Here is a 12,724-nt window from a genome sequence, read left to right as displayed (position 1 = left end):
ACTAGGCGGCATGTTGGTCTCCGGAGATCCGCATGGCCGCCGCTTCATACGATGCGTCGCCAGTGCTGGTCGTTGGGGCGGGCCCAACCGGGCTCGCTGCAGCGATGAGCCTCGCGCGCGCACACGTTCCCGTGCGTCTGATCGACAAGGCGTCGCAGCCCAATCCGCACTCGCGCGCGATTGGCATCCAGGCGCGCACGCTCGAACTGCTTGAACAGCATCGTCTCGTCGAGCCGTTTCTCGCGTTGGGTCATCGGGCGCGCGCGGCGAATCTTTATTCCAATGGACAGCGCCTTGCACGCCTCGATTTCGATCCGTTGCAGACGCGTTATCCGTATGTGCTGTTCCTCGATCAGTCCATTACTGAACGCTTGCTGACCGCGCATCTCGTGACGCTCGGCGTGCTCGTCGAACGCGGCGTCGAGCTGACGGAGTTGGCGCAAGGTCCGGACGGGCTCAGCGCGACCTTGCAACGCGCGGATGGCAGCAGCGAAACGATGCATCCTTCGTATCTGATCGCAGCGGATGGCGCGCATAGCGCGATTCGTCGCCGGCTCGGGATGAGCTTCGCCGGCAAGACTTTCGAGCAGACCTTTTTGCTGGCCGATCTGCATGCCGACACGGACTGGTCCGATGACGAGTTTCATATCTTCGCGTCGGGCGAAGGGCTCGCGGGATTGTTCCCGATGGGCGGGCAGCGTTACCGGCTGATTGCCGATCATCCCGCGATGCCTGTCTCGCCGGAGTCTGGCGCGGCGCCGGTGCAGCCGGATTCGTCAGGCGGTCGAGACTCGGCGGGCGCGGCCAATGGCGACGCATCCGCGTCTTCTACCGGCTCTGCGGCAGCATCGGTTGCTTCCCCGGATCAGGCGCAGGGAGCCTTCGCCGCACCCGGATTCGCGTCCTCGCCCTCGCTCGAAGAATGCCGCCTGCTTGCGGCCCGGCGTATTCATCACCCGGTGAGATTCGAAGACCTGAAGTGGTCGGCACGTTTCCATCTGAACCGGCGCATGGTCGAACAATTGCGGGTCGACCGCGTGTTCCTCGCGGGCGACTCGGCGCATGTCCATAGTCCGGCGGGCGCGCAGGGGATGAACACGGGGATCCAGGAAGCATTCAACCTGGGCTGGAAACTGGCCCGCGTGATTCGCGGCGGTGCGCCGGACCGCCTGCTCGACTCTTATCATCTGGAGCGGCATCCGATCGAACGCGATGTGTTGCGGCAGACCAGCTTCGTCACGCAACTGGCAGAGGCTGATCACGGGCCGCTCAAACTGTTGCGCGAACGTGTGATGCCCGCACTTGCCGCGCTGGGTCCGCTGCGCGATGCCGCGCGCCTCACGATCAGCGAACTGGCGATCCAGTACCGGCGCAGCCCCCTCACGCTCGAGCGGGTGCTCGACGGCGGTCCGCGCGCGGGCGAGCGTGCGCCGGACGCGCTCGTGCATGTGGTTGACGGACCGCTTGGGCGGGCGCCTGGTATCGGCTGCATTTTCGATCTGCACGATCCGGCGTTTTTCTCGCTGTTTCTGCTGCTGGAGCCGGAGAGTCCCGATGAAGCGCCGCTCGATCCACCCGCGAGCCGACACGCGACGCGCGATGCGGATCTTGACCGGCTGAGCGCGGACATCGAGCGGTTGTTGCCTGGCGCCGTGCGTATCTGGCGGGTCAGCGATATGGAAGGCGAGGGTGCGCCGTCACTCTCAGAGTCCTACGGACGCACACGGCCGGCGTTCTATCTGGTGCGCCCGGATGGCTACATCTGCGCACGCGGGCGGCCAGCGTCAGATCTGAACGGCCTGCTGCGCCACTGTGAAGCGTGGTTTGCAAAGAGCACGACGCAACATGACGCAGCAGCAGGCGACTAGCTGAGGCGGCGACAGCGCGTGGCGTGGAGGTAAAAGCCGGAAAGCGTCTTCTTCCAGCACCTAAGCGGCCGAGGCCGCCGCTGGCGTCAACTGAACGCGATTCGCGAGCAAAGCCTCTTTGACGATCGGCGATATCGCCAATCCACCCGCATCCGGCCGGTCAACCGCCGCCAGCAGCGCGCGCCGCATCCGCGGTTCCCAGAAACGGCGAATGTGATCGGCGATGCCGGCGAGTGCCTCTTCACGGTCCGGCATCGAATCGAAAAAATCGCCGATCCGGTTGGCCATCTCGATCAGGTTCTGTTCATCCATGGCGCGCCCTCATTTGCCCGAGGTGACATTGGCCAGTTCGCGCTGGCGCAGCAAATCGAGCTGCTCCGTGTTGAAACGCGAATAGTCCTGCTGCCACTGCGACGGCTGTTCCACTGGCATGACCTGCACGGCGGTCACCTTGTATTCGGGGCAATTGGTGGCCCAGTCGGAACTCTCGGTGGTGATCACGTTGGCGCCCGATTCGGGGAAGTGGAACGTCGTATAGACGACGCCCGGCTGCATCCGCTCGGTGACTTTCGCACGCAACACCGTCTGTCCCGCGCGTGATTCGATGCCGACCCAGTCGTCCATCTTGATGCCGCGCTCTTCGGCATCGTGCGGATGGATTTCCAGGCGGTCCTCGTCGTGCCAGCGCGAGTTCTCGGTACGACGTGTCTGCGCACCCACGTTGTATTGCGACAAGATGCGACCGGTAGTGAGAATCAACGGGAATTTGCGCGTGACCTTTTCCGGCGAGGCAATGAACTTCGTGATGACGAATTTGCCCTTGCCGCGCACGAAAGTGTCGATGTGCATCGTCGGTGTGCCGTCCGGGGCGTTGTCGTTGCATGGCCACTGGATGCTGCCGAGCTGGTCGAGCTTCGCATACGAGACGCCATGGAAGGTCGGCGTGAGACGCGCAATTTCGTCCATGATCTCGGACGGATGCGCGTAATCCATTTCATAGCCGAGCGCGCGGGCCAGCATCACGGTGACTTCCCAATCCGCGTAGCCGGGAATCGGCGGCATCACCTTGCGCACGCGCGAAATACGGCGCTCGGCGTTCGTGAAGGTGCCGTCCTTTTCGAGGAATGACGAGCCAGGCAGCAACACATGGGCGTATTTCGCGGTTTCGTTCAGGAAGATGTCCTGCACGACGATGCATTCCATCGACGACAGCGCTGCCGACACATGATGCGTGTTCGGATCGGACTGCACGATGTCTTCGCCCTGGCAATAGAGTCCCTTGAAGCTGCCGTCGAGCGCGGCGTCGAACATGTTGGGAATGCGCAGGCCCGGTTCCGGTTGCAGGGTGACGTTCCAGGCCTCTTCGAAGAGGCTGCGCGTGGTGGTGTCGCTAATGTGGCGGTAGCCGGGCAGTTCGTGGGGGAACGAGCCCATGTCGCACGAACCCTGCACGTTGTTCTGGCCACGCAGCGGATTCACACCAACGCCTTCGCGGCCGATGTTGCCGGTGGCCATCGCGAGGTTGGCGATTCCCATCACCATGGTCGAGCCCTGCGCGTGCTCGGTGACGCCCAGGCCGTAGTAGATTGCGGCGTTGCCGCCGTTTGCGTAGATGCGGGCGGCTTCGCGCACGTTCTCGGCAGGCACGCCGGTAATCTCAGCGGTGGCCTCCGGCGCGTTTTCGGGCAGTGCGACAAACGCACGCCATTGATCGAACGCGCGCGTGTCGCAACGCTCGGCGATAAACGCTTCGTTAAGAAAACCTTCCGTGACGATCACATGGGCGAGCGCGTTCACGACGGCGACGTTCGTGCCCGGCCGCAATTGCAGATGGTGCGACGCCTTGACGTGCGGCGTATCGACGATATCGATGCGGCGCGGATCGACCACGATCAGCTTCGCGCCTTCACGCACGCGGCGCTTCAGACGCGAGCCGAACACCGGATGACCGTCGGTCGGATTCGCGCCGATCACCATGATGACGTCGGCCTTGTCCACGGACGCGAATGTCTGCGTGCCGGCGGATTCGCCGAGCGTGGTCTTCAGGCCGTAACCTGTTGGCGAATGGCACACGCGTGCGCAGGTATCGACATTGTTATTGCCGAACGCAGCGCGTACGAGTTTTTGTACCAGGTACGTTTCTTCATTCGTGCAGCGCGACGAGGTGATGCCGCCGATCGAATCACGTCCGTGTTTCGCCTGGATGCGGCGGAACTCCGAGGCCGCATAGCTGAGCGCTTCTTCCCAACTCACTTCGCGCCACGGATCGGTGATCTTTGCGCGGATCATCGGTTTCGTAATGCGGTCCTTGTGGGTGGCATAGCCCCACGCAAAACGGCCCTTCACGCAGGCGTGACCTTCGTTGGCCTGGCCGTTTTTGTTCGGCACCATGCGCACGACCTGGCTGCCCTTCATTTCCGCCTTGAACGAGCAGCCGACACCGCAATACGCACACGTAGTCACGACCGAGTGTTCGGCCTGGCCCAGCATCACGACGCTCTTTTCCTGCAGTGTCGCGGTCGGGCAGGCGGCCACGCAGGCGCCGCACGAGACGCATTCCGATTCCATGAACGGCGTGTTTTCGCTCGCGGCGACGCGCGATTCGAAACCGCGGCCGGCGATCGTCAGCGCGAATGTGCCTTGCGTTTCTTCGCAGGCACGCACGCAGCGATTGCAGACGATGCACTTCGACGGATCGTAGGTGAAGTACGGATTCGATTCGTCCTTCTTGTCTTTCAGATGGTTCGCGCCGTCAAAGCCGTAACGCACTTCGCGCAAGCCCGTCACGCCCGCCATGTCCTGCAGTTCGCAATCGCCGTTGGCGGGACAGGTCAGACAGTCGAGCGGGTGATCGGAGATGTACAGCTCCATCACATTGCGGCGCAGCGACTGCAGGCGGTCCGTCTGCGTGCGAACTTTCATGCCTGCTTCGACAGGCGTCGTGCACGAGGCCGGATAGCCGCGTTTGCCTTCGATCTCGACGAGACACAGGCGGCACGAGCCGAACGGTTCGAGTGAATCGGTGGCGCATAGCTTTGGCACGTTAACGCCAGCTTCGATCGCGGCCCGCATGACGGAGGTGCCGGCCGGCACGGTGACTGCCTGGCCGTCGATTTCCAGCGTCACGTCTATATCGGCGTGGCGCAGCGGCGTGCCGTAATCGGTGTCGTCGAAGGGCGAGCGGGGTTGCGTGCTTCGTTGTGCCTGCGCTTGAGTCTTGCATGCGCAGTTGCCGGAGCCGCAACCGCCGGCAGTGGATTTGAGCGCGTCGGACATAATGGGCTCCATGATCAGGCCGCCGCCGCGTTGGGCTGGACGGCGTCGAGACCGAAGTCTTCGGGGAAATGGTCGAGTGCGGACAGCACCGGGTAGGGCGTCATACCGCCCATCGCGCAGAGCGAGCCCGACACCATCGTGTCGCAGAGGTCACGCAGCAATTGCACCTGGCGCGTCGACGTATCGCCGTTGCGAATCCGCGCGATTACTTCGACGCCGCGCGTCGAGCCGATCCGGCACGGTGTGCATTTGCCGCACGATTCGAGCGCGCAGAAGTGCATGGCATATTGCGCCAGTTCCGCGAGATTCGAGGTATCGTCGTGCACCACGATGCCGCCGTGACCGACGACCGCGCCGACCGCGGCGTACGCTTCGTAATCGAGCGGAATGCCCCACTGGCTTTCAGGCAGATAAGTGCCGAGCGGGCCGCCTACTTGCACGGCGCGGGCGGGCCGACCGCTTGCGGTACCGCCGCCGTAGTCGTAGATCAATTCGCGCAGCGTCACGCCGAACGCGAGTTCCACGAGGCCGCCCTGTCTGATGTTGCCAGCGAGCTGAAACGGCAGCGTGCCGCGCGAGCGGCCCATGCCGAAGTTTTTATAGAACGCCGCGCCGCGCGCGAAGATAATCGGTACGGTGGCGAGCGTGATGACGTTGTTGATGACCGTTGGCTGTCCGAACAGACCCACCAGGGCCGGCACGGGCGGCTTGGCCCTTACGATGCCGCGCTTGCCTTCGAGCGATTCGAGCAGCGCGGTTTCTTCGCCGCAGACGTAAGCGCCGGCGCCTTTGGCGACCTGGAGTTCGAAGCGGTGAGCGGAGCCGAGCACACTGTCGCCGAGCCAGCCGGCGTCGCGCGCGCGTTCGATAGCGGCTTCGAGCGTCGCGATCGCATGCGGATACTCGCTGCGTACGTAGATGTAGCCTAGCGTCGCACCCGTCACGATCCCCGCGATGATCATGCCTTCGATCAATACATACGGATCGCTTTCCATGATGAGGCGGTCGGAGAACGTGCCGGAATCGCCTTCGTCTGCGTTGCAGACGATGTACTTCTGGGCTGCTTTTGCACCGCGCACCGTGCGCCATTTGATGCCGGCGGGAAACGCCGCGCCACCGCGGCCGCGCAGACCTGATTCGATCAGCGCTTCGCAGGCGGCGTCGCCATCGGCGGCGAGGGCCTGCTTCAAACCTTCGAGGCCGCCATGCGCGAGGTAGTCGTCGGTCGACAATGGATCGGTGATGCCGATGCGCGCGAAGGTCAAACGCTGCTGCTTCTGCAGATACGGAATCTCCTCGACGATGCCCACATGGCGCGGATGAGCGCTGCCGTCGAAGCTCGCATCAACGAATCCTGCGTCGAACAACGATGCGACCTCAGCTGCGTCGACGTTGGCATAGCCGACCCGTCCGCGCGGTGTGGCGACTTCGACAAGTGGCTCGAGCCACAGCAAGCCGCGCGAGCCGTTGCGGATCAGTTCGATGGCGATACCGCGCTGCGCTGCTTCACGTGCAATCGCATCGGCGAGCGCATCCGCGCCGAGTGCAAGCGCGGCTGAATCGCGAGGAACGTAGATGCGCGTCATGCCGTTTCCTCCACGCGTTTCACCTCAGCGGCCAGCAGTGCGTCGAACTTCGACGATGTGAGCTTTGCGTGCAACGTGCCGTTGATCGTCAACGCCGGCGACAGCGCGCATTGCCCGAGGCAATACACCGATTCGAGTTCGACGACCGCAGGCTCGCCATGCCGCGGTTCGGCGTCGAAGCGGCACCCGGTGTGCGCTTCGATGTGCTGCGCCAGCGCCTCGGTGCCCATGCTGCGGCAAGCCTCGGCGCGGCACAGTTGTACGGTGACCGGCGCGGCCGCGCGAGTACGGAAGTGGTGGTAGTAGGTGAGCACGCCATGCACTTCCGCCCGCGACAGGTTCATCGCCCGCGCAAGCGGCGCGACGGTAGCGGGAGGCACAAAGCCAAGCTCGTCCTGGATGGCGTGCAGCACGGCCAGCAGAGAGCGGCCGGGGAGTGCGTGACGCTGCACCAGTTGCTCAGGTGCGATTGCGTTGGAATCGTCCAAAGTGGGGGGCTCCTCCGAAGTCTAATATGCACTTGTATTTCATAAAGTGTGCACGTATGCTTCATTCGTTTCGTGTGTATACGTCGAACGATAGGCGGGTGAAGGGCCTTTCGCAATAGGAAGCAGAACGACATATATGATCAGGATTGAATGTCATGCACAGCTGGTCGTCCGCGACCCGGACGGCCGCGAAGCCAGCCTGACGGATGTCGTGCAGTTATTGGCGCTCGTCGACGAAGCCGGCAGCATTGCCCAGGCTGCGACGCTTAAGGGTTTGTCCTACCGTCACGCCTGGGGTTTGCTGCGCAGTATAGAAGAACGCCTGGGCGGTCCGCTGATCGCCAAGGAGCGCGGGCGCGGCTCGGTGCTATCGGAACTCGGCCAGGCCGTGTTGCGGGCGCAGCGTCTCTGTAGCGAACGGCTCGACGGCAATATGCGCGCGCTGGCAAGCGAGGTGGCGAGCGATCTGAACCGTTGGCTCGCCCCCCCCGCCGACGATGTGCGGATTCATGCTTCGCACGGCTACGCGGTGGCGGCGCTTGTCACTGCGCTTGTCGCGGACGAAGTGCCCGTCGAAATCAAGTATCGCGACAGTGCCGACGCAGTCACAGCGCTGGCGCGAGGCGAGTGCGATCTGGCTGGCTTTCACCTTCCTCGCGGCGAATTCCGTGCGGTGTGCGCGAATACCTACCGGCGCTGGCTTGATCCCGAGCGCCATGTGCTGGTTCATCTGACACAGCGGAAACAGGGGCTGTTTCTGTCGAAGGGCAACCCGAAACGGATCAGCGGATTGCGCGATCTTGCGCGTGACGACATCCGCTTCGTGAACCGGCAGCCGGGCTCCGGCACACGCATGCTGCTCGATCTGGCGTTGCGTCGCGTGGGCGTGGACCCCGATCGGGTCAACGGCTATGCATCGACCGAGCTGACGCATTCCGCGATCGCCGCCTTCGTGGCCAGCGGTATGGCCGATGTGGGCTTCGGCGTCGAGCCGGCTGCCCATCACTTCGGGCTGGAGTTCGTGCCGATCGTCGACGAGGACTATTACTTCGCGTGCAACCGGGCGCAACTGGAACGTGCGCCGCTTGCGACCGTGATTGAAATGCTGCGCAGCGTTGCCTTCAAAAGCGGTGTGGCCCGGCTGGAAGGATACGATCCGCAGGACTGTGGTGCGCTGCTGAATCTCGATGACGGACTCGGTCCGGTTCCAGCGTAAGCGGCAGTAACAAGGTGAAACCGGGGCACCGCTGCGCAGCCGTGGCGTATGCGATACTCTTGAGCCTTACGGTTTAGCCTCAACTGCGCGGCCCGCCGCGCTGGATCGATATGAACGTTCTACTCAAAGTTTGTGCTGTGGCGGCTACGGTCGGCGCGCTGTTTGCCACTGTCTCGATCTCTTTTGCACAGAATTCACCGGGCGTGCCGGGTGGCATTCTGAGCGATGAATTCCATCTGCAGGAGCACCCGCAGATGCCGTTTGCCGCTTCGGCGCCGACCAAGAAATTTCAGTCTGACAAGAAATCGGAGATGCGTAAAAAGGGCGACCTGGGTGATCCGGACGGCTGCAATCTGCAGTGCCCGGACGACTGATAGCTTAGGCTGTCGTGGCCTCGACGCTAGTGTGCGGCGAGCGGATCGAGGCCGGTGCTGGCGACGTCGGGCGCAGCCTCGGGCGAGGCAAGAAAATCGAGAAACTGTCTGGCTTCGCGTGGATGGGTTGCACCCACCGGGATACCGGCTGCGTAACGCGTGACCGACTGCAGCGACTCCGGAATCTTGCCGACGAACTCGGTACCGGGCCCGGCAGTAACTCGCTCACCTGCTGAAAGCCGAGTTGATAGTCGCCCCTGGCGACGACCGAGCCTACCGGGATCTTGGGGATCATCGTGGCCTTCGGTTTCATCTGGGCCTCGATGCCCATCTTCTCGAAGAGCTCATTCCCGATATAGACGCCGCTCGCGCTATCCGAATACGCCACTGACTTTGCATCCAGCAAGGTCTCTTTGAACGCTTCCACGCTGCCGATATCCGGCTTGGGTTCTCCGGCGCGAACTACCATGCCGATGCGCGAATCGGCCAGTTCGACCCGCGAACCGGGCATCACTTTGCCCTCGGCGATCAGCTTGTCGAGCGCGTAACCGACCATGATGACGACATCCGCTGGCTCCTTGCGAGCGAGGCGGTTGGGGATCGCTTCGGGCGCATTTGCCATGGATGGGCCATAAGCCAACGTAGCAACCCGCGGGGAAACGGATCTGGTGTCTGTGTTTGACTTCGCCAGGAATGCATTTCTAATAGCGGGCTTTTTCCCGGCAATTGTCAGAAATGCAGTCCACTTTATAGGATTATTTATTTGGAGGTCGTTGAATTTTCCATTTTTGGAGATGGAAAATTCTGAAACCAACGTCAAATACTTTGATGGGGTTGCCCGGGCTTTCTGCGTGCATTTCAATCGATTAATTTTTAAGTAATTGATTTTTATAGGTGTATCTAATTTCATAGAAAGCCTTTTCTAAGAAAAGTCACGACTGGTTAATATTGATGCGAGTTTGTTAAAATGTATTTGTATCGATCAATACCTCCGAACTTTTATGCTAGGATTCGCCTCGCTCAAAAAATGAGTAATAATCGTCTTGGGCAATTTTAATAACTTTATTTATAGAGGTTTTCCATGCAAAAAATCGATCGTTCCGCGCTCGCCAAGTCCGCTGTTGCTGGTGGTTGCTGCAAGTGCTGCTGCCAGTCCTCGTCGTCGAAGCCGGCAGCCCCGGTTAGCAATGGCCGCGGCGTGTAATTGATGGTGTGGCGGGAGGTCGTCCTGATGGGGCGATCTCCCGCCTTTCGCATGAACATCGATTTCGCAAGACTTTCAAGATGGTCGGCGTTGCTGGGAAATTTCGCCTCGCGCCAGTTCTTTCGGGTGAAGGGTGCGTTGATTGCCCAACTCCCCCTGGTTGCTATTGCGCCTGTGACTGCAACGGCCTGGCGTGTCCAGGCACTCTTTGATTCGGGTGCTCGCTGGCGCGGTGCAGAGCGTTGTGAGTTTGCCCGCGGCGTTGCCGGCAGCGCGCCGCTCGATACGGGTAGCGTCGCCACGACAGGTGTGCGCGAGCGGCTGATCGACCAACGGATTTACTTCGGCAGGCTTCTGCGAGGCACCGAAGCCTGGCCAGACCTCCAGGCTGTCGCAAACGAACTGGCGAACCAGATCCGGCGATTGCAGGCCGCCAGCCCAGGGAAGCCGATCTTCGTGTCCCCGTTTCATTACGTATCGCAGTACGCCAACATTTACGTGATCGACGAAATGCGGGAGCTTCTCGGGTTAGCGTCGATCGCCGTGGTGTCGGGTGTTCCGCGCAACATCTACGGCGAAGACCACGCGCAGATACCCGGCGTCCAGGTGCTCTACACGTACGGCGAAGACAATCGGAACGGGCTCGGCTTACGCCTCGCGCGGGCACTCAAACGCAGCGGTGTGGCAGTGTTGTTTGCCGATGTGCCGCCATATGCGCTTCATCGCTTTCCGATGGAGACCGTCGGCGTATCGATGTTCGGACGCGCTGCCCGGATTCACAACGGTGTGTTTCGTCTCGGCACGCAATTCGAAGCGTTATTGCTCCCGTTCTATCTTCGGTTTGAACGTGGACGCTTCAGGGGCGAACTACTGCCGCCGGTATCGTTGACTCATCCGGACGCGCCGCAACAGTTGGCCGGATACATCGAAAAAGCGTTGACAGATAACTGCGAGCATTCGCTCGTGGTGGGGCACCCGTCAATGTATGGGTTCGCGGCGAGCAAGTAACACGCATCTTCGGCTGTGCGCACATTCTTCGGCGCACGGCATGCGGATGACATCGAGACACGTAGAGTTGGCTCGGGTCGACAAGAACAGTTTATGGAACCTATCAATCTACCGCAATTCAGGGACATTTCGTCCCGCTGGATTGGCTATATAACGTCGGCGATTCTCATTGCGGCGATTGCTTTCTCCTTTGTGTACGAAGTGGAACTGAAGCAGGACGCGCGCGCAGAAATCGTCTCGCCTTCTGACGTCAAGGTTCAGGGAATGAGTGGGCTCGTTGCGGACGTTTATGTGCATAACAACGATCGTGTGGTTCCGGGTACGCCGTTGTTCCGGCTCGAGCGCGATCTCACACTGGCAAGCGACGGTCAGCGGCGCCCGCTATTCGATGCCGCCATGCGCGACGAGCAGACTCATGCAGTTGAAGCGCAATATAGCCAACGCAGGGCTGCACTCACGGTGCAACTCGACAATGCACGGCTAACGGAGCAAAGCCGTAGCGCCGAACTGGGTGCAATCGACGAGCAGATCGCGCAGAACCGGGAACTGGTGGAAGAGTCCGGCCGCAAGCTGACGCGACTCGAATCGGTATCGGACTACGTCACCGCAGACCGGATCGAGCAGGCGCGGGCAGACACGCATCAGGCACGCGTGGTGGTTGCACAGGGCGCCGCCCGGCGTCAGCAGTTGCTTGCGGAGCGGGCCACCGCGAAGACCACGCAAACAGAACTCGAGGCGCAGTTGAACGAACTGGACGCGCGGCAGGCTCGCGACATTCAGGACATCCGCATTCGCTTCGAGGAGAACCGCCAGAACACTACGATTTCTGCGCCGGAAGCGGGTGTCGTCACGTATTCCGATCTCGTGCCCGGTCGTACGCTGACTCCGTCGGACGTCGCGCTCGTGATCACGACACGCAAAGGCGGCGGCCTGCGTGCCGCGCTACGTATTCCATCACGGCGGCGCGGCTTTGTACGCGAGGGCCAGATAGTCCGGCTCAAGCTCGATGCATTTCCGTATGCCCGCTTCGGCAGTTACGAGGCCCGCATCGATTCAATCTCCCGCACGACGGTGCATTCAACCATGTCGCCGACCGGTGCATCCGAAGCGAGTGCGCCGGACGGCGACTACATGGCGTGGGCCACCCTCGCCGGCAACCAGTTCGAATTCGGCCGACAACGTTTCGACATCCTTCCGGGCATGACTGGCACAGCAAGCATCGTCGTCGAACGCCGGACGATCGCCGAGTGGGTACTCGAGCCGCTTTTCCGCATTCTGCGAGGCTAAGGTGCGCGCAATCTATCAAAACGAAGTGGCCGAATGCGGCTACGCCTGTCTCGCGATGGTGTTATCGCATTTTGGTCGCGCAACCGAAGTTCGTGAGTTGCAAGCGCATAGGCCCATCTCCGCCAACGGGCTGACGTTGATGGACCTATACGATGTGGCGACCGAGTTCGGTCTGGCGGTGCAGCCGTACCAGTTCGACGCATCCCACCTGAAAGAGATCAAGCGGGGGTCAATCCTTCACTTTGGCGGGGCCCACTTTGTCGTCTTCGAAAAGCTGGGACGTGGTTATGTGCAGGTGATCGATCCGGCGAGCGGCCGGCGTCGGGGGTGTCCCGAATTTTGTGTAAACGGGTTGGTGTTTAACGCTGCACCAGCCGTTCTTCGAACTGGATGGTGAAGCGGTTCAGAGCTGCTTTC

General features: G+C 61.7%; 9 protein-coding genes and 2 pseudogenes. 6 read left to right on the top strand and 5 right to left on the bottom strand.

All coding sequences use genetic code 11. The annotated features are described in order from the left end of the window. The first annotated feature begins 32 nt into the window (after positions 1–32). Entirely contained in the window at positions 33–1,868 is a 1,836-nt protein-coding gene (locus P3T24_RS37645; protein ID WP_429441741.1) for an FAD-dependent monooxygenase, read from the top strand. Positions 1,869–1,928: 60 nt separating this feature from the next. Here the strand turns inward: P3T24_RS37645 and P3T24_RS37640 are convergent, their stop codons facing one another. From P3T24_RS37640 to P3T24_RS37625, 4 genes are read right to left on the bottom strand one after another with little or no spacing between them, the layout of a single operon-like run. Continuing rightward, complete coding sequence (locus P3T24_RS37640; RefSeq protein ID WP_429286959.1) at positions 1,929–2,180, bottom strand: formate dehydrogenase subunit delta; 252 nt, start codon at positions 2,178–2,180, stop codon at positions 1,929–1,931. Between the two features lie 9 nt (positions 2,181–2,189). Next, positions 2,190–5,144, bottom strand: coding sequence for a formate dehydrogenase subunit alpha (gene fdhF, locus P3T24_RS37635; RefSeq protein WP_429441739.1), 2,955 nt, complete (start codon positions 5,142–5,144; stop codon positions 2,190–2,192). A 14-nt stretch (positions 5,145–5,158) separates the two neighbouring features. Further along, positions 5,159–6,730 carry a formate dehydrogenase beta subunit gene (locus P3T24_RS37630; RefSeq protein WP_429441737.1) on the bottom strand — a complete coding sequence of 524 codons (1,572 nt, stop codon included), beginning with the start codon at positions 6,728–6,730 and terminating at the stop codon, positions 5,159–5,161. Then, complete coding sequence (locus P3T24_RS37625; protein ID WP_429441735.1) at positions 6,727–7,218, bottom strand: NAD(P)H-dependent oxidoreductase subunit E; 492 nt, start codon at positions 7,216–7,218, stop codon at positions 6,727–6,729. The genes P3T24_RS37630 and P3T24_RS37625 overlap by 4 nt, the downstream gene beginning before the upstream one ends. A gap of 136 nt (positions 7,219–7,354) precedes the next feature. On the opposite strand from P3T24_RS37625, the gene P3T24_RS37620 reads away from it, so the two are divergent. Together P3T24_RS37620 and P3T24_RS37615 are read left to right on the top strand one after the other, a co-directional pair. After that, complete coding sequence (locus P3T24_RS37620; protein ID WP_429441733.1) at positions 7,355–8,434, top strand: substrate-binding domain-containing protein; 1,080 nt, start codon at positions 7,355–7,357, stop codon at positions 8,432–8,434. A gap of 110 nt (positions 8,435–8,544) precedes the next feature. Further along, a complete protein-coding gene (locus tag P3T24_RS37615; RefSeq protein ID WP_074263708.1) occupies positions 8,545–8,808 on the top strand; it encodes a hypothetical protein in 264 nt (87 codons plus the stop codon). Between the two features lie 26 nt (positions 8,809–8,834). On the opposite strand, the pseudogene P3T24_RS37610 reads toward P3T24_RS37615, so the two are convergent. Further along, positions 8,835–9,448 (bottom strand): annotated as a pseudogene (locus tag P3T24_RS37610) (substrate-binding domain-containing protein); the annotation flags it as partial. Positions 9,449–10,063: 615 nt separating this feature from the next. Between P3T24_RS37610 and P3T24_RS37605 the strand changes: the two are divergent. From P3T24_RS37605 to P3T24_RS37595, 3 genes and pseudogenes are all read left to right on the top strand, one after another. After that, the gene (locus P3T24_RS37605; protein ID WP_429286964.1) at positions 10,064–11,020 is read left to right on the top strand and encodes a hypothetical protein; all 957 of its coding nucleotides are present in this window, start codon (positions 10,064–10,066) and stop codon (positions 11,018–11,020) included. 93 nt (positions 11,021–11,113) lie between these two features. Then, positions 11,114–12,307, top strand: a complete 1,194-nt coding sequence (locus P3T24_RS37600; RefSeq protein WP_429441731.1) for an HlyD family secretion protein — start codon at positions 11,114–11,116, stop codon at positions 12,305–12,307. A gap of 1 nt (position 12,308) precedes the next feature. After that, a pseudogene (locus P3T24_RS37595) lies at positions 12,309–12,632 on the top strand (cysteine peptidase family C39 domain-containing protein); the annotation flags it as partial. Positions 12,633–12,724 lie beyond the last annotated feature (92 nt).

The organism is Paraburkholderia sp. GAS33 (assembly GCF_050436645.1).
Lineage (GTDB): Bacteria > Pseudomonadota > Gammaproteobacteria > Burkholderiales > Burkholderiaceae > Paraburkholderia > Paraburkholderia phenazinium_B.
The sequence above is the reverse complement of the archived record's forward strand: the minus strand, read 5'-3'. Positions and strand labels throughout refer to the sequence as shown.

Bases quoted from the DNA above. Each gene is read 5' to 3' on its own strand.
- P3T24_RS37645 (WP_429441741.1), top strand. From the start codon at position 33: ATGGCCGCCGCTTCATACGATGCGTCGCCAGTGCTGGTCGTTGGGGCG.
- P3T24_RS37640 (WP_429286959.1), bottom strand. From the start codon at position 2,180: ATGGATGAACAGAACCTGATCGAGATGGCCAACCGGATCGGCGATTTT.
- fdhF (WP_429441739.1), bottom strand. From the start codon at position 5,144: ATGTCCGACGCGCTCAAATCCACTGCCGGCGGTTGCGGCTCCGGCAAC.
- P3T24_RS37630 (WP_429441737.1), bottom strand. From the start codon at position 6,730: ATGACGCGCATCTACGTTCCTCGCGATTCAGCCGCGCTTGCACTCGGC.
- P3T24_RS37620 (WP_429441733.1), top strand. From the start codon at position 7,355: ATGATCAGGATTGAATGTCATGCACAGCTGGTCGTCCGCGACCCGGAC.
- P3T24_RS37615 (WP_074263708.1), top strand. From the start codon at position 8,545: ATGAACGTTCTACTCAAAGTTTGTGCTGTGGCGGCTACGGTCGGCGCG.
- P3T24_RS37605 (WP_429286964.1), top strand. From the start codon at position 10,064: ATGAACATCGATTTCGCAAGACTTTCAAGATGGTCGGCGTTGCTGGGA.
- P3T24_RS37600 (WP_429441731.1), top strand. From the start codon at position 11,114: ATGGAACCTATCAATCTACCGCAATTCAGGGACATTTCGTCCCGCTGG.